Annotated in this window: 13 protein-coding genes and 4 pseudogenes; 6 read left to right on the top strand and 11 right to left on the bottom strand. The window is 66.2% G+C overall.

Going from position 1 to position 20930, the window contains the following annotated elements; translation table 11 throughout:
• From CSW59_RS08005 to CSW59_RS07995, 3 genes and pseudogenes are all read right to left on the bottom strand, one after another.
• A pseudogene (locus CSW59_RS08005) lies at positions 1–162 on the bottom strand (potassium channel protein); the annotation flags it as partial.
• Positions 159–895: pseudogene (locus CSW59_RS08000) on the bottom strand (RlmE family RNA methyltransferase). The pseudogenes CSW59_RS08000 and CSW59_RS08005, both read right to left, overlap by 4 nt.
• Positions 864–1970, bottom strand: coding sequence for a Ppx/GppA phosphatase family protein (locus CSW59_RS07995; protein ID WP_099443532.1), 1107 nt, complete (start codon positions 1968–1970; stop codon positions 864–866). Before CSW59_RS07995 ends, CSW59_RS08000 begins: the two are co-directional and overlap by 32 nt.
• A 164-nt stretch (positions 1971–2134) precedes the next feature.
• On the opposite strand from CSW59_RS07995, the gene hspQ reads away from it, so the two are divergent.
• A complete protein-coding gene (hspQ, locus tag CSW59_RS07990; RefSeq protein ID WP_099443531.1) occupies positions 2135–2464 on the top strand; it encodes a heat shock protein HspQ in 330 nt (109 codons plus the stop codon).
• Between the two features lie 81 nt (positions 2465–2545).
• A complete protein-coding gene (gene phhA / locus CSW59_RS07985) occupies positions 2546–3430 on the top strand; it encodes a phenylalanine 4-monooxygenase (RefSeq protein WP_099443530.1) in 885 nt (294 codons plus the stop codon).
• Here the strand turns inward: phhA and CSW59_RS07980 are convergent.
• On the bottom strand, positions 3385–4605 hold the full coding sequence (locus tag CSW59_RS07980) for an acyltransferase family protein (protein WP_099443529.1): 1221 nt from the start codon (positions 4603–4605) through the stop codon (positions 3385–3387). The two genes, phhA and CSW59_RS07980, sit on opposite strands and share 46 nt — an antisense overlap.
• 135 nt (positions 4606–4740) lie before the next feature.
• Between CSW59_RS07980 and CSW59_RS07975 the strand changes: the two genes are divergently transcribed.
• Positions 4741–5538 carry a LytTR family DNA-binding domain-containing protein gene (locus tag CSW59_RS07975; protein ID WP_236632180.1) on the top strand — a complete coding sequence of 266 codons (798 nt, stop codon included), beginning with the start codon at positions 4741–4743 and terminating at the stop codon, positions 5536–5538.
• Here CSW59_RS07975 and CSW59_RS07970 read toward each other — a convergent pair.
• The 7 genes and pseudogenes from CSW59_RS07970 to CSW59_RS07940 form a co-directional block, all read right to left on the bottom strand.
• Positions 5535–6029: a GNAT family N-acetyltransferase gene (locus CSW59_RS07970; RefSeq protein WP_099443528.1), complete on the bottom strand. Its 495-nt coding sequence runs from the start codon at positions 6027–6029 to the stop codon at positions 5535–5537. The genes CSW59_RS07975 and CSW59_RS07970 overlap by 4 nt on opposite strands.
• On the bottom strand, positions 6026–7366 hold the full coding sequence (astB, locus tag CSW59_RS07965; protein ID WP_099443527.1) for an N-succinylarginine dihydrolase: 1341 nt from the start codon (positions 7364–7366) through the stop codon (positions 6026–6028). The genes CSW59_RS07970 and astB overlap by 4 nt, the downstream gene beginning before the upstream one ends.
• Positions 7363–8810, bottom strand: a pseudogene (gene astD / locus CSW59_RS07960) (succinylglutamate-semialdehyde dehydrogenase). The gene astB and the pseudogene astD overlap by 4 nt, the downstream one beginning before the upstream one ends.
• Positions 8807–9811: an arginine N-succinyltransferase gene (locus tag CSW59_RS07955; RefSeq protein ID WP_099443525.1), complete on the bottom strand. Its 1005-nt coding sequence runs from the start codon at positions 9809–9811 to the stop codon at positions 8807–8809. Before CSW59_RS07955 ends, astD begins: the two are co-directional and overlap by 4 nt.
• Entirely contained in the window at positions 9812–11068 is a 1257-nt protein-coding gene (locus tag CSW59_RS07950; protein WP_099443524.1) for a hydrolase, read from the bottom strand.
• 152 nt (positions 11069–11220) lie between these two features.
• The gene (locus tag CSW59_RS07945; RefSeq protein WP_201722742.1) at positions 11221–15390 is read right to left on the bottom strand and encodes a translocation/assembly module TamB domain-containing protein; all 4170 of its coding nucleotides are present in this window, start codon (positions 15388–15390) and stop codon (positions 11221–11223) included.
• A 23-nt stretch (positions 15391–15413) separates the two neighbouring features.
• Positions 15414–17197: pseudogene (locus tag CSW59_RS07940) on the bottom strand (autotransporter assembly complex family protein).
• A gap of 273 nt (positions 17198–17470) precedes the next feature.
• Here CSW59_RS07940 and CSW59_RS07935 point away from each other — a divergent pair.
• From CSW59_RS07935 to CSW59_RS07925, 3 genes are read left to right on the top strand one after another with little or no spacing between them, the layout of a single operon-like run.
• Entirely contained in the window at positions 17471–18982 is a 1512-nt protein-coding gene (locus tag CSW59_RS07935) for a circularly permuted type 2 ATP-grasp protein (protein WP_099443543.1), read from the top strand.
• Positions 18979–19926 carry an alpha-E domain-containing protein gene (locus CSW59_RS07930; RefSeq protein ID WP_099443522.1) on the top strand — a complete coding sequence of 316 codons (948 nt, stop codon included), beginning with the start codon at positions 18979–18981 and terminating at the stop codon, positions 19924–19926. The genes CSW59_RS07935 and CSW59_RS07930 overlap by 4 nt, the downstream gene beginning before the upstream one ends.
• Before the next feature lie 11 nt (positions 19927–19937).
• Positions 19938–20912: a transglutaminase family protein gene (locus tag CSW59_RS07925; RefSeq protein WP_099443521.1), complete on the top strand. Its 975-nt coding sequence runs from the start codon at positions 19938–19940 to the stop codon at positions 20910–20912.
• The last annotated feature ends 18 nt before the right edge of the window (positions 20913–20930 follow it).

The following is a 20930-nucleotide window of genomic DNA, read 5'->3' as shown; positions in this document are numbered from 1 at the left end:
GTCAGGGTGACCATGTAGAGCGCGTCACCAAAACGACCAGCCATCAGTCATGTAGGCGACGATCGCGCAGGCGGCGACCAGCAGCACGAAGGCGATCGAAATCGCCAGGTTCCGGAACGGCCTGGCGACCAGCCCGCCGATGGCGCCCCCCCGGTCGCTCACCGCCCCTTGAACCCCGTCGCGACGAGGAAGACCTCCGAACTATCCTGACGGCTAGCCTTCGGCTTGAAGTGCTGCACTTTCGTAAAGTGGCGCTTGAGCTTGCCGATGACCTCGGCCGTCTCCCCCCCCTGGAACGCCTTGGCGACGAAGGCGCCGCCGGCTTCAGTACATCCACGGCGAACTCGGCGGCGATCTCGATCAGACCAACAATCCGCAGGTGGTCAGTCTCGCGATGGCCGACGGTATTGGGCGCCATGTCCGACATGACAAGGTCCGGCTCGCCGCCCACAAGCTCCATCAGTTTCTCGGGCGCGCCGTCGGCTGTGAAGTCCATCTCCAGAATATGCGCCGGCGCTACAGGATCAACCGGCAGGAGGTCGATGCCGGCCAAGTCGGTGACCCCCCGCTCGACGGCCATCTGCAGCCAGCCACCGGGCGCGCAGCCCAGGTCTATGACCTTCGCGCCCTTGCGGAAGAAATGGAACTTGTCGTCGATTTCGCTGATCTTGAACGCCGCGCGGCGCTGCGATAGCCCAGCGCCCGAGCTTTGGCCGAGAACGGATCGTTGATCTGGCGCTCCAGCCAAGCTTGCTGGCTGGGCGTGCGCCCATAGGCGGTCTTCAGCCGCGCTGGCTTGCCGCGCCCGCCTTCGGAGCCGCCCGTGGGCGGCTTTACCATGCGGCGGCGGGGAGGATCTTCGCTCATGCGGACACCGGCTTCTTGGACGCCCCACCGCGACGGCGCCGGCGCGGGCGCTTCTGCTGGTCGGACATCAGGGACATCAGGAGCCCCTCTCTAAGCCCTCGATCGGCGACACGCACGCGCGAACATGGCCATAGCTCTTGCACCGCCTGCAGGATCGCGGCGCCCGCGAGCACCAGATCGGCTCGGTCGGCGCCGATGCACGGCTCTTGTGCTCGCTCGACGGAGGTCAGGGACAGAAGGCGCGCGGCCGCCGTGTCGCAGTCGTCGCGTCGCATCCACAGCCCATCGACGACATTGCGGTCGTAGCGAGGTAAGCCCAGGTGCAGACCCGCCAGACTGGTGATTGCGCCCGAAGTGCCGACCAGATGCGCTCGCCCCTCCGCGAAGATCTGACGCATGGGCTCGGCGTGTGGAAAACCTTCGATACGCGCTTTGACGTCGTCGACCATGGCCCGGAACCAGGCCTGCGTGGCGACTTCGCCCTCGGGAAAGCGTTCCGCCAGAGTGACGACGCCGACAGGGATCGACAGCCAAGCCTTGATCGGCAGCTTCCAGGCGGCGAACTGGCGCGGCTGCGCGTCGAGACCGCCGCCCTTCAGGTCCACCCAGGACAGCTCGGTGGAGCCGCCACCGACGTCCACAACCAGCGCCGCGTCCTGCTGACGGTCGAAGAGGCTCATACAGCCAGCGACCGAGAGCTGGGCTTCCTCACGTGGACTGATGATCTGCAGCTTCAGCCCAGTCTCTTCGTGGACACGGCGCACGAAGTCGGGACCATTGGCGGCGCCTCGGCAGGCCTGGGTGGCTACCGCCTTGACCCGAACCGCCTTGCGCCGGCGAATCTTCTCGGCGCAGACCTTCAAGGCCGCCAGCGAACGGTCCATGGCGGCCTCGGACAGCATGCCGCTCTGCGACAGCCCCTCGCCTAGCCTGACAATGCGAGAATAGGCCTCGACGACGCGGAAGCCGCGCGGTGAAGGCGTCGCCACTAGGAGGCGGCAATTGTTGGTCCCGAGATCGAGCGCCGCATAGCACGACGTCTCCTCCGGCGACCGCCGGCGCCGCCCTTGCGGGGCGCCGGGCGCGCGCGGCGCCTCCGACATGGTTCAAACCACCTGTCTCGCAGACGCCGCGAACAGGTGCGACGCCTCACTTCGACTCGACCATAGCACGTGGCTCGCTCGCCGAAAGGGCGCCGACTTGTCTTCCGGGTTCGGAAGTCTCTACGTTCAGTTTTCAGTCAGGTAGCCGTGCTATTCTTCAAACCATGAATTCAAGACTCGCCAAGTTCGCGATCGGTCAGGTCGTTCGGCACCGCATCTTCCCGTTCCGGGGTGTGGTGTTCGACGTCGACCCCGTGTTCGCGAATACGGAGGAGTGGTGGGAGTCGATCCCTGAAGAGATCCGCCCTATCAAGGACCAGCCGTTCTACCACCTGCTCGCCGAGAACGAGGACAACAGCTACGTCGCCTATGTGTCCGAGCAGAACTTGCTGCCCGACGACAGCGGCGAGCCCGTTGGTCACCCCCAAACGGCGGTGATCTTCGAGTCTTTCGACGACGGCCAGTACAAGCTTCGGCCTCGAATCTCGCACTAGGCGGTAAAGCTATCCGCGCAAACGCGCGATCGACGCAAACTCCGAACAGCTTTTGCGGAAATCGGGGCGTAGCGTCACCGCATGAGCGGAGAAGGCTTCAACAGCGCGCCCCCGCCGGGAGCGAACCAGGATTGGACAATCGACCAGGGTTGGGACGCCTACTCCCAAGCCGAGCACGACGTCTGGATCACCCTTTACGAACGCCAGGCACAGATGCTGCATGGGCGGGCCTGCGATGAGTTCCTCCGTGGGCTAGACGCCCTGGACCTGCATCGCGCGGGCATCCCCGACTTCAGGCGCATCAACGAAGAGCTCCAGCGCCTGACCGGCTGGAGCGTGGTGGCCGTGCCGGGTCTTGTGCCCGACGAGGTCTTTTTCGACCACCTCGCCAACCGTCGCTTCCCGGCTGGCCAGTTCATCCGCACGCCGCACGAGCTGGACTATCTGCAAGAGCCGGACATCTTCCACGACGTCTTCGGTCATGTGCCGATGCTGACCGACCCGACCTTCGCCGACTACATGCAGGCCTATGGCGAGGGCGGACGGCGCGCCCTGGGCCTGGGCCGTCTGGCCAACCTCGCCAGGCTTTACTGGTACACGGTCGAGTTTGGCCTCATGAACACGTCGGCCGGCCTGCGAATCTATGGCGCGGGCATAGTCTCCTCCCGGGCGGAGTCGATCTTCGCCCTGGACGATCCCTCCCCCAACCGCATCGGCTTCGAACTAGAACGGGTGATGCGCACCCTCTACCGGATCGACGACTTCCAGCAGGTCTATTTCGTCATCGACTCGATCCAGACCCTGCAGGAGGTGACGCTCCGGGATTTCGGTGCGCTCTACGCACGCCTGGCGGGCGCGAGCGACATCGGCGTCGCCGAGATCGTTCCCGGGGACGCCCTGATCAACCGCGGGACTCAGGCCTACGCCAAGGCTGGCGGCCGGCTGGTGGCGACCTCGGCGGACTGACTCTTAAGGCCGAACAGAATCCGCACACCCGGAATGCGCCGCACGATCTCGTAGGTCGCGAAGCAGCCGGCGAAGGTCGCCGCCACCAGGATCGCGCCCTCAAGCCCCTGCGGCAGCCCCAGCTTGGCCAGGTGGTGCGCCATGACCACGATCAGGGTCTGGTGGACCAGATAGAATGGGAACACACCCAGGGTCAGGTATCGCAGCACCGGGCCGCCCGCTGTCAGATGTTTGGCGCCAAAGCCGAGGATGGCGACGATCGCGCACCACTGGTCGATTGAATAGACGCACCGCATGACAAGCCGAAGCGCCTCGGGTGGATTGGCGTCATCAGCGCGATAGATCCAGACATAGCTCGCCCACGCGGCCCAGCAGACCAGTGCAAGGCCCAGCGCTGTCCAACGAACGCCGATAAACCGCGACCTCAGCGCCTCAGACTTGGCCAGGCCAAACCCTAGCAGGAACGCTGGAAACGATACGGCGTGATTGTACCAGTCCTCGACCAGGTCGTGCGTGATCTCGAAGCGCGGCATCAGGAGGATCCGCGTCACGGCCAGGAAGGCAATGGGCCAGACAAGCAGCCCCGCCCCTTTGAGACAACGCTCCAGGCCGCCTTGCAGGTTGGAGCCAAAACGGGGCGCCAGGAGCAGCATCAGGGCCAGGATCAGGGAATAGACCAGAAGATAGGCTACGAACCACATGTGGTTCCAGGTCGGGGTGATCAGGCACTCGCCCTGATCGCACCAGTTGCCCGATGCGGTCGCGTATTTCCGCCAGAACACGCCATAGCTATCGACCGCGACCGGCGCGCCGGGGTTAGCGGCGACGTGCTCGACGATCTCGTAATAGCTCTGGGGCGGCACGATCACGAACATGGCGAAAAGCAGCGGCGGCAGCAGCCGAGCGACCCTCGCCGTGGTCAGCTTCCCAACCGAGGTCTTGTCCGCCATGAACCGCGTCGCCGCGCCCGAAACCAGGAACAAAAGGGTTAGCCGCCAGGGATTGGTCAGCTGCATCAGCGGTTCGAGCGCCTCGACCGGGCGCGGCGTCTTCACATGCCATTCCCACGGCACGTAGAACATGCCGACGTGGTAGAGGATCAACAGGAAGAACGCGCCGACGCGAATCCAGTCCAGGTCGTAGCGTCGGTCGATCGAGGGGGCGGTCGTGGTCATCAGGGAAGATCCGGCGTGAAGAGCGACGCCAAACACCTGCCTCGCGCCGCCCCGGCGGGCCAAGCGTCAGGGGATCAGCGGCCGATGACAGGGACGACCGGAACACCATTCGGGAAGACCGGCGGCTTTTTCGGGATGAGCGGTGAAGAACGTCTTTGGCTTGGCCGCGCGTGGCTGCTGGGCGCTTGCCTGATCAGTTTCATATGCGTCGTCAACGTCCTGACGATCCAGCACGACGCGCCACACCTGGGCGTCATCCGACCCGTGATCTGGGAAGGAAGCAGCGCCCTCGTCACCCTATTCATCTTCTCGATCCCAGCGGCCATGGCGTTCTGGGTGGTCCGGACCCGCCCCCGTTGGTGGCTCGTCCTGCCCGCGCATCTGGCGGCGGTGTTCGTATACTCGGTTCTACACGTCGCGGGTTTCATCGCGCTGCGCGAACTGAGCTACGTCGTGATCCTAGATAGCCACTACAAGTTCGGTCCGCTGGCGACAGAGTTCCCCTACGAGTTCCGCAAGGACATGATGGCCTACGGCCTGGCCTCCATCATCTATTGGCTGGCCTTGCAGCGCGGCGGCTACAGCCCCCCTACGGTCGAGCCCGCACAGCCGGCCGTCTTCGACATCCGGGACGGCGCACGGCTGATCCGCGTTCCGGTGGCCGAGATCATCGCCGTCCGCTCCGCCGGCAACTACGTCGAATTCATCCTCGGGGACGGCCGCCGGCCGCTGACGCGCTCATCGCTGGGCGCGGCGCTGGAAAGCCTGGCGCGCCATGGCTTCGTGCGGACCCATAAGTCCTGGCTCGTAAACAAGGCGCGCGTCACGGGGCTAACGCCCGAGGGGTCGGGCGACTACACGGTCGAGTTGGGTAATCTGGAAGCGCCCCTCTCCCGCCGCTTCCCCGAAGCCCTGGCAATCTTGCGGGGCTAGAGCAGCATCCCCAGCAGGATGTCGTCTTCAAAGCGCCCATCGGGCAGCCGTCCGCGCGCGACCTGACGGCCTTCATGCTTGAAGCCTAGACGCTCGTACAGACGTACCGCGCCAGGGTTGCCCGCGCCCGCCGCCAGCTCGATGCGCAGGACCGGCGGTTCCTGGGCCTTAGCCCAAGCGATCAGCGCCTCGAACAGCTTCGAGCCTATCCCCCGCCCCTGGCGCTCGGGATGCACCGCCACCGTCAGGCTACCTAGCACGTGCGCGAACAACGCGACGGTCTCGCGCTTGGCGTGGATTTCGCCGCACACAAAACCTTCGGGCTCGACGGCGACGAAGCAGATATCGCTATTGATGGCCGCCTCGGCATAAGCCAGCGTCACCTCCTCGGGCGCGCGCGCCAGAGCGCCAGGGGTCACGGCTGCGGCCCTGTGCAGGGCGACGATGGCCTCGCTGTCAGCCAGCGTCGCGGCGCGGATTGTGACGCTCAAGAGCCCCTCTGGAACGGATAGAAGTCCCCGCCCAGGTCCAGGATTTGGGTCAGTTCGTCAAGCGCTTCCCGGCTTTCGGTCAGCAGCAAGGGGTCGGCCAGGTCCTCGGGGGCCAAGCGGTCTCGGTAGCGCCGCTCGACCCAGTCGGCGAGGGTCGTGTGCAAGCCCGGCGTGAAGCGCTGCGCCGAGTTGGCGGCCTCCAGCTCCTCGTCGGTCAAAACGACCCGCAGCCGCAGACAGGCCGGCCCGCCGCCATTGCGCATGCTCTGGCGGACATCGACATATTCGACGCGCCCGACCGGGCCATTCGAGGCGGCCAAGCCTTCGGCGACCGCGTAAGCGCGCGGATTGTCGCGCGTCTCGGCCGGGGCAAGCAGCACTAGGCGATCCTGGCCAGGGACGGCCAGCAGCTGCGAATTGAACAGATAGCTGGCCACCAGGTCGACCATCGGCAGGTCTGCTTCCGAGACTTCGATAAAAGCCGGCTCGAACAGCCCTTCGGCGGCGGCGCGGACGTCGCGCTCCATTGCCGCGCGATCCTCGAAGGCGCGCTCGTGGAAAAACAGACACTCGCGCGTGCCAACACAGACGACGTCGTTGTGGAAGGCGCCGCCGCCGATCGCCACCTTGGCTTGGCGCGGAAAGACCGCACGCGCCACGCCGTGACGACGTTGGATCGCCTCGAAGGCTTCGCGAGTCTGGCGCGCCGGAAACTTGCCGTCCCAGTGCTCCCAGGCCTCGCGCCCCCAGACGAACAGGTTGACGCCAGGCGCGCCGTGATCAGCGCAGAGCCGCACATGATTAGCCGCGCCCTCGTCAGCGAAATGCGGCTGAGCCGGCAAGGGATCATGGACCGCGAAGCAGCGCTCATCGGGAAACAGGCGACGCAGAGCGCGGGTCGTCTGTTCGCCCTCCAGGCTACGATGCAGGTTGGTGAGCAGGTTCGCCGGCGTAAAGTGAACGCGGCGATCGGCGGCGTCGGCGCTGGGCGTCACCGTGGCAGCGTTGGCGGCCCACATCGACGAGGCGGAACAGGCGGCCGCAGCCAAAGCTGGCGCAACCTTCCAGGCCTCTTCAAGCACCGCTTCGTCCGCGCCGGAGAACCCGATGGACTTCAAGAGGCTTATCGCCGGTCGCTCATGCGGCGCGAGAACGAACTGTGGCGCCCCTAGGTCATAGAGCCGCCGCATCTTGGAGAGCCCTTCCTGCGCCGCAGCACGAGGGTTCGAGACCTCGCCAGCGTTGCGGGTGCTGGCCAGATTGCCGGGCGATAGACCGACATACGAATGCGTTGGCCCGACCAGCCCGTCGCAATTTGCCTCCACTGCGGAAATCATGGCCGTAAGCCCTTGATGTCCTTGAGTGTATCGACGACGCCTTCCGCCTCGAAACTGGCGACGGGATAGGCGCAATAGTCAGCGGCATAGTAGGCGCTAGATCGGTGGTTACCGGACGCGCCGAGACCGCCGAACGGCATGGAGCCAGCGGCGCCGGTCGTCGGCCTGTTCCAGTTCACGACCCCGGCCCTGATACGATTGAGGAACACCTCCCAGCGCCTTGACTCATTTGAGATAAGTCCGGCCGACAGACCATAGCGCGTGGCGTTGGCCGCTCTCACCGCGTCGTCGAAGCTGGTCACGCGGCGCACCTGCAGCCAGGGCGCGAAGAGTTCCTCATCAGGTGTGTCGACTCCCGTCACATCGACCAAGCCTGGGGTGACGAAAGCCTCGCCAAGACCTTCCACGGGGCCGAGAGCCCGGATACGGTCGCCGCCCGATGCGTCGGCCACCGCGCTCGCCGTCCTGGCCGCACGGGCAGAGATGAGCGGGCCCATGAAGGGCTCACCCTCGGTGTTCCAGGGGCCGATCGCAAGACGATCAGCCAGCGCCGCAGTCGCTTCGATCACGGCTTTGCCAAAGGCGTCGTCCGGCACGATCAGCCGCCGCGCGCAAGAGCAGCGCTGCCCGGTGGTGATGTAGGCCGATTGCACGACCAGGGCGGCGACCGCCTCTGCGTCATCGGCGTCCCAAACGACCAGCGGATTGTTGCCGCCCAGCTCCAACGCCAGGATCACGTCCGGTCGATCAGCGAAGTGGCGTCGGAAGAACGCCCCGGCCGCCGCCGAGCCGGTGAAGAGCAGGCCGTCGATCTCCTGCTCGATCAGGGCCTGGCCGGTCTCACGGCCTCCTTGCACGAGATTGACGACGCCAGCGGGAACGCCGGCCGCCTCCAGCGCCTCGACCATCAGCTGGCCAGCCAGCGGGGTTTCCTCGGACGGCTTGAACACCACTGTATCGCCGGCCAGCAGCGCCGGCACGATGTGGCCGTTCGGCAGATGACCCGGAAAATTGAACGGCCCCAGCACGGCCATGACGCCATGCGCGCGGTGACGCAACACCGCGCGGCCAAACGGCATGGCGTTCTCGGTGGAGCCGGTCCGCTCGTCGTAGGCCTTGATGGACAGGTCGACCTTGCCGGCCATCGAGCCCAGCTCGGCCTTGGTCTCCCAAAGCGCCTTGCCGGTCTCTCGACTCAAGGCTTCGGCGAAAGCGGCGGCGCGCTCGACGAGGATGTCCCTATAACGACGGAGGATCGCGATCCGCGCCTCGCGCGGACGATCGGTCCAGTCTGGGAAAGCGCGCCGGGCAGCCTGGACGGCCAGCCCGACATCCGTCTCGCGTGCGGTCGCCCCGCGCCAAACCGCCCCCCCGTCGCCGGGTCAGTCGAGATCAGCTCCGGACCTTCGCCCGAGCGCCACTTTCCGTCGATGAACACGCTCATGCCTTCACCCGCACCACTTCGCCTTCGCAGACGCCGAGCGCCTCCAACGCCTCGCGTCCGAGAATAGCCGCATCACCGTCGATCAACACAGGCGCTCGGATCGCCCGAAACCGGGCCACGTCGCCTGTCGAGATCAGCGCCTCTTCGCCGAACGCATCCTCGCCCGCCTTGACCCGCAACCGCTTGGCGTCGCGCACCGTGCGGATGTCGTCGCGGGGACAGGCAACGGTCGGGCCGGCGTCGAACAGATCGACGAGGCCCTGGTAGCGGAACCCCTCGCGCTCCAGCATGGCCCGCGCCGCCTCGCCGTCGCGGTGGACCCGGCCGATGACGTCACGGGCTTCCTCGGGAAGGAGTTCGGTATAGATCGGGTGGCGTGGGGCGAGATCCAGGATGAATTGGCCGTCCGTCGAGGCGCTCATCAAATCTGCCTGGTCGAAGCCAAGGCGGAAGAACTTGTGCGCGACATGCTCCCAGAAGGGACAGCGGCCGTCTTCGTCGAACCAGCCACGCAGCTCGGCCAGCACCATCTCGGCGAAACGCTGCGGCTCGATGCCGATCAGCATGTAGCGTGACTGCGCCAGCAGGCGGCCCGCTCCGCCCTTGCGTTTCTCGGGCCGCAGGAACAGCGAGCCGACCTCGGACCAACCCGCGCATTCGTTCACCAGCACGAGGGCCTTGTGGTCGAAGCGCATCTCCAAGGTCGGGGACGACTGAGCCAGGGTCACAACCCGGAACGAAAAGAACGGCCGTTTGACGCCTACACCGGCCTTGACCCCCGCAACGCCCTCAACCGACCCGGCGTCGAGGTCCTCCAGCATCAGGGTGTACCAGGCCTCGGGCGGGGCGACGCCAGCCTTGAAGCTGGCCTCGGACAGCGCCAGGCGCGTACGGAGGGTCGGCTCGTCCTCCGGCAAGCTGGTGAAACCACGCCCTGAAAGCACGGCCAGCTCCATCAGAGCGTCGAAGTCGGCGGGGCCGGCAGGGCGAACGACGAGCATTCAGTGGGTCTCCCCCAGAGTGTCCATGGCGGCGTGAATCGCGCGGGCGTCGATCATGCCGGTCGCCAGCTTCGTCAGGATCAGAGCCGAGAGCTGAGCACGCTCGACGAAACTCTCAGGCCAGGCGTGCTCGGCCTCGCTGTGGATGTCGCCGCCGCGCACCCCCAGGGTGTCGACGTTCGGCAAGCCCGAAGCGAACAGGTTGTTGCCCTCGCATACGCCGCCGGACCGCTTCCACACGATCTCCTGGCCCAGCAATGCGCCAACCTCCTTCACCGCGCCGAAGAGGCGCTGCTGAGCGGCGTTGAAAGGCTTGGCGCCGCGCGTAATCCCGCCGTGCAGGTGAACGTGCAGATCGTCTCCAGGTTCGGCGACGATGCGGGCGACTTGGGCCTCGAACCAAGCCGCAGCGTCCGGTTCCGGAAAACGGACGTTGAAACGGACCACCGCGACGTCAGGCACCATATTGAGCGGCGCGCCGCCGTCGATCCTGGCGACATTGACGGTGACCCCATCCCGCTCGCCGTTCAGGGCGTGCAGCCGCTCGGCGATCCGCGCCGCGCCGATCACCGCGTTGCGTCCGGCGGCGAAGTCGCGGCCGGCATGAGCGGCGCGGCCATGGACGACGATATGGAAGTTACCGGACCCCTTGCGCGCCGAGGCCAGCGCCCCGTCGGCCAGGGCCGGTTCGTAGGTCAGGCCCACATGGCCGCGCCGGGCGCAATCGGCGAGCACGGGCGCTGAGGCGATAGAGCCAATCTCCTCATCGGGCGAGAGCAGCACGCGATAGCCAAGATTACCGGCGGCGGGGTGGCGCTCGAACGCCGCCAGCGCCGCCAGCATCACTGATATGCCACCCTTCATGTCGGCAATCCCGGGACCGTGAAGCGCGCCGTCGGGACGCGTGCGGACTTGCTGGAAGGCGCTAGTCTCGGAATAGACCGTGTCATAGTGCCCGGTCAGCACGACCTGGACCGGCGCCTCTGGTCGCACGATCACCGCCAGCGAAGGCGGGTGAGCCAGTTCGGTCTCCCGACCATCAGCGGCGATCTCGCGCGACGGCGTCAGGGGGATTTCCACAGGAGCGGCCGGCAAGCCGGCTGCGGCGTCCATAAGAACCTGTCGCTGGCGCTCCAGGCCCATGAGATGCCGGCTGCCGGAGTTGATCGCACACCAGCCGACGGCGCGGTCGACGATCTGACCGCCGTCCTGCGCGATGTGGTCCAGAACAGCGCGGTCTTCTTTATCAAGACGCATCAAAAGCTTGTCCTCCCTTAGTCACAATAACCAAGGGCCGCGGGCAAATCGTGCTTACCTTGAGCGAGGTAACCGATGGCCCGCGCAACAGCCTTGCTGGAGCCCGCCTATTTCGAACCGAGTTCGAAACGTAGCGCAAGCCCCCCGCCTGTTTAGTAGTCCTTGCGCCAACGTACCGAGAGCTTAGCGTCGTTCTGGCCACCGATCCGCGAAACCAGCGAGAGTGTTCGCCGGACACGCCACTCGACCTGGGCCGCCGGACCTTCGCGACCACCGCCAATGATCTCGAGATAGACGTCGTCGGTCAGGTACTTGCCGCCGGCCACGGTCATGCCGGTGGCGCCCTCGGCGAAGGCCAGCCGATCAAGCCTGGCGAAACTGCGCAGGTTGCCGATTACGTCGAAGCCGCCGCCGCCGGCCAGAGCCGCCAGAGCCGACGCCAACTGCGCCGCCTCGATCGGTGACAACTGCGCGGCCGACGAGCCAAACAGCACCTGGCTCAGCACCTCGTCGCTTGGCAGTTCGGGTTTCGAGGTCAGGGTGATCTCCGGCTTTGCGGCCGTTCCTTTTATCTGGACGACGGCCGTCAGCGAGGTGTCTTGGCGCGTCGCCGAGAGATCCAGCCGGATACGATCCAGCTGGCTCGCCAGATACACCGTGCCATCGTCATCGAACTCGAAACGCTTGCCGGCAAAGTCATATTCGCCCCGCACCACGCGGGCGACACCACCAAGCGACGGCGCCAGCGAGGTGCCGCCGACGTGGGCGTCCAGAGAGAGCTCGACGTCCAGACCGCGCCCCCGGACGAAGACCCGACGCGACGCCTTCAGATCCAGGTCCAGGATCATCCCGCCGGTGGTCGGACGGCGCTGCAGCCCCTGGTCAAGGTCCTGCGGCCTATTGCGCTCGACGACATCCATCGCCACGACGCCTGCGGGCGTCTTGGTCTGGGCCGAGACATCGGCGCGGTCGAGAGTCACCGCGCCAGAGAGCTTGATCTTGCCGTCCGCAGAGCGGTTGACCGTCGCCGAGCCCGTCGCCACAGCCGAGGCTAGGTCGTTGTCGATCAGCCGGAAGCTCTTCATGTCCAGCTTGAAGTTGCCGATCCCATCGCGCGCCAGGCTGATCCGCCCGATGCCTGAGATCGACCCGCCCTGCCCGTCTTGGCCGACGGCCTGTAGTACGTCGATCGCGTTGTCGGCCATGGCCGAGCGTAGGGTCACGTTGCGCAGTCGAAGCCCAGTCTGGCCGTCCTCGAAGCCGCCGTCATCGAGAGTGGCCGTGCCCAGCAAGCGCGGATCGGCGAGCGTGCCGCCCAGGCTGGCCTGCAGGTTGATCCGTCCAGACAGCGAGCGGTCAGCGCCCATTAGGAGATTCCACAGCGGCTTGATCTCGCCCTGGGCGGAGAACCGACCTTGCACACCGCGCCTCTTGTTGATCACCAGTCGTAGCGGCTCGGCCGAGGCTTCGACGGGTAGGACAAGATTGGCTTCCGCCTTGAGCCCCTGGCGGTTATCGCCATCGGCGACGATGGTCAGCTGGCTGTCGGTCAGGTCGCCATGGATCTTGGCGTCTAGCGACTGCTCCACCTTGGCGCCGCGCTCACGTGCGTTGGAGAGGCGCATGGTGAAGTCGCCGCCCAGCGTCTCGCCTTGGCCGCGCAAATTGAATGAACCGTCGATATCGCCGTCGAGATCAGGGTTGAAGGCGGTCAAAGTGACCTCCGCCAGCTCGGCCTTAAGCATGGCGGTGGCGCCCCCAAGATCAGCGTCGATATCCGCCCGTCCCTTGTCGACCGCTAGCCGCAGCCGGGCCTGGATTGGGCCGTCGCCGAACCGCAGCTTGGCCGCCTCATTCGTCTTGATTTCGGTGCGCCCCAGCCGCCCCGCCGCGTTCAGCGTCAGGTCATAGTTACGCCCGATCTGCGTCAGTTCACCCGAGCCACCCAAACGCCAGCGACCGTTGGGGGCATCGCCGCGCGCGTCAATGGAGAGCGGGAGGCGCGAAAGCGGTCCGTCGGCCTTGATCGCCGCCGTGCGGACCTTCCAACCACCAAAGCCTACGTCTTGCGCCGTGAGGTTCAGGATCGCGCTGGCCGCTCCGCCGCCGGGCGCATCGACGATGCGCGCCGAGCCCTTGACCTGTCCTTGCGGGATGAAGGCGCCCGGCCCTATGGCCACGTTTAAATCCGCTGTCGCCGGCAGGCCATCACGTAGGGACATTGCCCCCTTCGCCTTGGCGCCGCCGGCGTCGATGTCGAGATCGGTGAGCTCGATTCCCCCCGGTGAGAACTGGAACGCCGTCCGTCCGCGCGCCGGCCCGTAGGCGCTCTGGGCCTGAAGGGAAATCGTTCCGTCAGTCGCATTGGCGCCACGGGCGAAGACGAGATTGAGCCGCGCCTTGGTCAAAGGCAGCCTGGGCAGGTCGATCGCGTCGAGGTCAGCATTCAGCTCGGCCTGCGGAGCCGACAGCGTCCCGCTGATCCTTCCGTCGCCACTCGCCTTGCCGGCCACCTCGACCGGGCCAGCCCGGAAGGGCCCTGCCGCGGTCCAGTCCAAACCAAAATCAAGGGTCAGGCCGCGACCAAGCTTGCCCGAAGTCTTGGCGCTGGCCGAGGCCCCCTCCAGCCGCGCGTCGGCGATCGTCAGCACCCCCTCGTTCCAGCTGGCCTTGCCGTTCAGTTGTGGCGCGGCGCCCAGCAGGCGATCAAGCTCGGCATAGCCGGTGGCGAAGTTCGATGCCCGGCTATCCAGAGTAAAGGCCCAAGGTCGACCGGCGAAGCTGGAGGCGGACCAGTTGGCGCTGACAGAGCCCCTGGCGCCGGGACGCACCGGACCCAAGCTGGCGACCTTCATCTCGCCATCGAACGACAGTCCGCCGAGCACGCGACGCTCGCCTTTGCCAGTTACGATCAGGTTTGGGGCGTCAATGCGGGCCGAGCGGATGAGGAAGCGGCCCCCTTTGACACGCGCGCCCTCGAACGTCGCTTTCGGGCTCGCCCCCAGGACAGCCAGGAGACCCGTACCGCCGCCGCCCGAGGTGGTTGCCTGAGCCTTGATCTCCAGCTCGCCCTTGGCCCAGCGGACCAAGGCCGGTCCCTTGGCGCGCTTCAAGCGGTAGCCCAGCAGCTCCAAGTCGGCGACGTCGGCGGTCCCCTCGACGGAGAAGCCGCCCTTCTCCAGGCGGAACACCCCATCGGCCAGTCCCTGTCCCATCTGCGGGATCGAGACCACACGCTTGAGCGAGCCGATACGAGCGGTGAAGGCGAGGCCATCTGGGCCGGTACGTCGTTTGGCGAGATCGGCCAGCCCCTGCGCCCGGAGGGTCAGGTTTTCAGCACGCACTTCCAGTAGCAGCGTCGAAAGGCCGTCATCGGTCGCCCTCTTCCCGTCGATCGTGAAACTGGCCTGAGGCCCGAACATCCGCTCAAGCCGCTGCGTGAGGCGCGAGGCGCCAAGATCGAGGCGCCCGCCCGCGGAACCGCCCTCGGGCGTCCAGGCGCCTTTGGCCTCCAGAGGCGTATCGCTCCCAGACTTGGCTAGGACGGCGAAGGCGGCCTGGCTCGTCGTGCCATCGGCCCTGGCCTTCAAATCGAAGGGACGGTCGGCGGGCAATCCCAAGGCGCCGGCGATAGCACCGCCATTGGCCTCGATCGCGTCGGCGGCCAGATGTAGACTTTTGGAACGACCAAGATCGAAGTCGAGAGTCAGGTGATCGCCGGCGTGCAGCCGCGAAGCAACGGAAAGCTTGCCCTTCTGACCGCCCTGGCGCGCCATTTCATAGGCGCCGGCGACGTCGAAATCGCCATCGCGACCGCTGAACGCGGGCCGGGTCACCAAACGGAAGGCAAAGGCGTCAAGGTCCACCGAGACAGGGGCCGAGCCGGACTTGCCCTTGGGACCAAGGGTCGGGCGACGCAGCACGATCACATCACGCGCGTCGATCCGCTCGGCATGGAAGCGGCGGCCGAACAGCTCTGTTGCGCGCCAAGCCACGCGAAGGTCGTGCGCTTCGAGCCAGACGCCCTTCTCGTCCGAGATCGTCAGGCGGCGGACGCCAAAATCCTTCCAGATATCACCCGACAAGCCCTCGATCTGCAGCTTGCCTATACGGCCGAGCTTCAGCCCGGAGGCGCGGGCCTCTAGGAACATCCGCCCCTGTGGCGTGATCGGCGCCAGGCGCAGGCCTCCGGCCATGATGACCAGGAGAGCCGCCAGGATCGCTGCGGCGATCAATATGCCTCCGCCCCAGCCGAGCTTCTTGGCGGCCTTGACGGCGGTCTCGCTCGCGGCCTCCGCCGCCGGAGCGACCGTCTCCGCCAGGTCAGGCTTGTTCTGCTCGCCGCTCAAAAGCTTTGCCCGATGCTGAGATAGATCTGGAACGCGGGGTCGCCAGATCGCCGCCCCAGCGGCACGGCGAAGTCAGCTCGTATCGGTCCAAACCCCAGGTCATATCTAACGCCAAAGCCCGCGCCAGCCCGGAAGTCCTCGCGCTGAGGCGTTTCATGGGTGCCGATCGCGCCGGCGTCGATGAAGGCCACACCACTCCAGCGCTGCGTGATCTTTTGACGAAGCTCGAACGAGGTCTCGACCAAGGAGACGCCACCCTGCGGGGTGTTGTCGGATAAGCGCGGTCCGATGGCCTGATAAGCGTATCCCCGAACCGAACCGCCACCGCCCGCATAGAAGCGCCGAGCCGCCGGCACCTCGGGAATCCCCCCGCCAAGGATGGCCCCGAGCTTCAGACGCCCCGCCAACACCGTGCTCGCCCCCTTGCCGAACGGGACATAGGCCGAGCCCTGCGTCGTCAGCTTCAGGTACGGCAGGGAGGTGTCACCCAGGACGTAGGTCGGTTCCCGCGCGTCTCCAGCCGCCACCCGCGCTTGGGATCGAGGATGTTGTCGGAGAAGTCCCATGCATAGGCGACGAGCCCCGCCACGGTGGCTAGATTCAGCTTGCGGCCAGCCACCGAGCCGTTTTGGTTGACCTGTTCCTTGGTCTGGGAAAGGTCGAGGGACACGCCATAGGTCCGATAGGCGGTCGTCTGCCGGCGCTTAGTGAGATCGACGCCGATCGTGGCGCCCGTTTCGTTGTAGGCGTCAGTGTCGTTCCGGAAGAGCGAGCTGCTCAGCTTCAAGGTCTGCTGCGGACGACGCCAATGCGGCAGCGAGACCTCAGCGCCCACGCTCTGCTCCAGCTTAGCGAAGCCGAGCGAATAGGTTGTCGTGTCAGCACGCTTAAGCCGGTTGTAGCGGATCCATTTGGCGTCGACGCCCGCGCCTTCGCTTGTGGAATAGCCAGCGCTGAACTCCAGCGTCCGCGCGCGTCGATCGGCAAGCGTAACGACCACAGGCCGGAAACCTTCAGCGGTGGCCTTGTCCGGTCCGGCCAGCGCCACCGAGATGGAGTCGTAAACGCTCGTGTCGCGCAGCCGGCGCTCCAGCTCGGCGACATCCTCAGGGTCATAGACATCGCCCGACACCCACGGCGCGAGCCTACCAACCCAGGCGGGATTGGTGCGCCCTTGGGTGACGACCTCCACGCCATCCAGATGAACAAGCTCGCCCGCGACGATCTTGAACGATGGACGAACCGTATGATCAGCGTGATCGACGACGACCTCGCGCGGCTGGGCCTCGGCATCGGCGTAGCCCAACTTGGCGACCTGAGCGACAACGCGTCCTTCCGCGCCGACGACGTCGGCGGCCCGTCCTGGCTCACCGATGGTCAGGCGCATGGCCGTGGCCGCCCGCTGCCGCGTGCCCTCGTCGGGCGGATTTCCCGCCCAGTCGATCTTGGGATCGGCGACCAAGAAAACCGGTCCCGGGGTGACCTTGACCACCGCGCGCGGCGGCTCGCCATCCAGAACATCTGGCTCGACGGTATAGGCATAGTAGCCTTCAGCGCGCAGGACGGCGATGACGTCCTCGCCCGCCTGGCGCGCCCGACGCCGGGCTTCGGCGCGGCTCTGGGCAGGTTTTTTGGATTGGGTCAACGCGCGCTGGATCGCTTCGCGGAGGGCCTTGTCATCCACGCCCTGGATCTGGGCCATCGGTTCGTCGGCCCAGGCCGCCGAGGCCATGAGCCAGGCTACTGCGGTCAAAGCCAGGGAAGTTCGCCCAAGCACCAGTTCTTGTTCCCCGCGCGATGCGCCCCCGCCCCTGCTGTAGTCTCGGGTAGCGCCCGTGTCACGACCGGAAATGCACCGGATTGTCGGTGAACGGCGCTTCCCAAAGCAGCCACGAGGCGCCCAAATGCTAGGCAGTCGTGCGCAAAGGCGCGGCGCAGGTGGAATCCCTCGACCTTCGTCGCCGCCACGCTCTAGAGTCGATCAGCGGACGCCTCGGTGTCGCGTCCAAATCAAAAGATGGTCTCAAGGCGAAAAATGGGCCTGGAAAAGAGCATGGCGGGGATGACACAAACCTTCGCGGAAGCGCCGCCCCTGCCAATGACTGAGGCCGCGTATCTTCCCGGCGTCGCCTATGACGAGATGTTCACCGCCGATGGCGGGGTGAGGCCGCACTACGACCCACTGCACGCCCGGATGTCGACCCTGGGCGCCGAGGAGCTGGCTGGCAGGCAGCGTACGCTAGAACGGTCCTTCCTCCTGCAGGGCATCACCTTCACCGTCTATGGGGCGGAGAACACGACCGAGCGGATCATCCCGACAGACCTCTTCCCTCGGATCATCCCGGCTGCGGAGTGGGCCCGGATCGAGGCGGGACTGACCCAACGCCTACGCGCTCTGAACCTGTTCCTCGACGACATCTATGGCGACCAGCAGATTCTGATGGACGGCGTGGTGCCGCGCGAACTCGTGCTCGGCGCGCCCTCATACCGCCGCGAGATGCAGCACCTCTATGTGCCGCATAAGGCCTACGCCAATGTCTGCGGCAGCGACCTGATCCGCTGCCAGGACGGGCAGTTCGCGGTTCTTGAGGACAATCTGCGCGTCCCATCGGGCGTCTCGTACATGCTGGCTAACCGAGACGCGGCCAAGCGGACCTTCCCCGGCACCTATCGCGCCGCTGGTGTGCGGCCGGTCGAGCGTTATCCCGACCTGCTGCTGGCCACGCTGAAGAGCATGACCGCTGATTGGCGCTCTAACCCACAGGTCGTCGTGCTGACACCCGGCGTCTACAACAGCGCCTACTACGAGCACGCCTATCTCGCTCGTCTGATGGGCGTACCGCTGGTCGAGGGGCGCGACCTCGTGGTTCACGAGAACATGGTCTACATGCGCACCACGACCGGCCTGCGCCGCGTGGACGTCATCTACCGGCGCGTGGACGACGACTTCATCGACCCTCTGACCTTCCGGCGCGACTCCTCGTTGGGCGCGGCGGGCCTGTTCAACGCCTATCGCGCCGGCAACGTGGTGATCTGCAACGCGCCAGGCACCGGCGTCGCGGATGACAAGGCCGTCTACGCCTATGTCCCCGACATCATCCGCTACTATTTGGGCGAGGACGCCATCCTGCCTAACATCGAGACCTTCCTCTGCCGCGAGCCGCGCCAGCTGCAGCACGTGCTGGCCAATCTCGACAAGCTGGTAGTGAAGGCGGTCGGCGCATCGGGCGGCTACGGCATGCTGGTCGGGCCGCACGCCAGCCAGACCGAGCGCGAGGCCTTCGCCGAGGCGATCAAGGCCGATCCGGAGAACTATATCGCCCAGCCGACCATCCAGCTGTCGACCGCGCCCTGTCTGGTCGACGGGCGGATCGAACCCCGCCACGTCGACCTGCGCCCCTTCATCCTGTCCGGCGAGAAGACGATCGTCACGCCCGGTGCCCTCACTCGCGTGGCGCTGAAGCGCGGCTCGCTGGTCGTCAATTCCAGCCAGGGCGGCGGCTCCAAGGACACCTGGGTGCTGGCTGATGACCAAGGCCCCAACAGCGGGAGCGCCCGCCCATGATGCTGGCTCGAGTGGCTGACAGCCTCTACTGGCTGGGCCGGTACATCGAACGCGCCGAGCACCTCTCGCGCCTGTCAAGCGTGATGCTGAACGCCACGCTGGATCAAACCGACGCCGGCGCCCACGCTGTCTGGATCGCCATGGCCGCGGTCGGCGAGCCGGGCGACGGCGCCGGCGTCGCCTCGTTCGAGGCCGCCCGGACGCTGGTTCTAAACCGGCAGGATCCCAACTCGGTCGTGTCCTCGCTGGCTCGCGCTCGGGAAAACGCACGCCAGGTACGCGACCAAATCACGACGGAGACCTGGGAACGGCTCAACCTGCTTTATCTGAAGGTCACCGACACAAGGGCGGCCAAGGAGTTCTCGGACAGTTCGTCCACCTTCCTGCACGACGTGATCGCCGACCTGCACCTGTTCAAGGGCGCGGCCGACACCACCATGAGCCACGGCGAGAGCTGGCGGTTCATGATGCTGGGCATCTACATGGAGCGCGCCCAACTGGTCTCGCGCCTGCTTGAAGTATGCTTCGCCGACTCCCCGCGCCATGGTCGCCTTGACGATCACGTGGCCCTTGTCAGCGTGCTGCGTATGGCGTGCGCGCTTGAGCCCTATCTGCGGGTCTACACTGCGGAGATCGAGCCTCGGCACATCCTAGAGTTTCTCGTCTTCGACGAAGACTTCCCGCGTTCGATCCGCTTCGCCACCGCGCAGATCGAGCAGCATCTAACCGCCCTCACCCGCAGCGTGTCGGCCGGCGAGCGGGCTGGCCCCGAACGTCTGGCCGGACGACTGAAGGCGCGCCTGCAGTACGCCGATGTTGATGAGCTCAAGGCCGTCGGCGCCGGACCGCTGCTGACCACCGTCGTCAACGAGTGCGCCCGCATCCACGAAGCGATCTACGAGACGTTCGTGGCCTATCCGCTCGAAATGCGCCTGCCGGCCTAGGGGTCACCACCTTGCTGCTCGAAATCCGCCACGTCACTCAGTACCACTACGAGCGCCCCGTGCGGGAAAGTCTGATGGAGCTGTGGATGCAGCCCCAGAAGACCGCGCGTCAAAGGCTGGTCAGCTTCGAGCTGGACCTGGAGCCCGCCGCCCAGGTGTTCTCTTACGCCGACAGCTTCGGCAACGCGGTCTACCACTTCGATGTGCCACAGCCGCACGACAAGCTGACCATCGTCGCGCGCTCGGCTGTGGAGACCGAACCACCCGCAGAGCGCCCAGATCGTCTCGACATGGGCGAGTGGGACCGTATGCGCAGCGAGTTCGTGCGCGGCGAATGTTTTGACTTCCTGCGTCCGCACGGCTTTGTTCAGACAACCGAAGCACTCCAGACCTTCGTGAACGAACATGATCTGGAAGCCCTTAGGCGCAAAGATCCCCTGACGGCGGTGCGCACGCTGTCGGAAACTATCTACAGCGCATTCGAATATCAGCCGGGCGTTACCGACGCCGACAGCCCAATCGACCTGGCGCTCAGCGCTGGCCGAGGCGTCTGCCAGGACTTCGCCCACATCATGCTGGCGGTCTGCCGGAACTGGGGCGTGCCGGCGCGCTATGTCTCAGGCTATCTGTTCACCGATCGCGAAGCCGGCGACCGCTCCGATCCCGACGCCACCCATGCTTGGGTCGAGGTGTTCCTTCCCAGCCTGCGCTGGGTCGGGTTCGACCCCACCAACAACATGATGGCCGGCGAACGTCATGTGGCCGTCGCTGTCGGGCGTGACTACGCCGACGTGACCCCCTCTCGCGGGGTCTACAAGGGCGACGCGGAGAGCCAGCTCGCGGTCGGGGTCAGTGTTCGGCGAGCGCGCGCGGCCATGGCCGAACCGGAATTCCTGCGCATGGCGCGGCCGAACTTCGCTGGCGGCCGGCGCCGACCGACCGCCGTCCGCGAGGATACGCACCAACAACAACAGCAGCAGCAGTAGGCGGTCGGCCGCTCAACG

Source organism: Caulobacter sp. BP25 (genome assembly GCF_002737755.1).
Lineage (GTDB): Bacteria > Pseudomonadota > Alphaproteobacteria > Caulobacterales > Caulobacteraceae > Caulobacter.
The sequence above is the reverse complement of the archived record's forward strand: the minus strand, read 5'-3'. Positions and strand labels throughout refer to the sequence as shown.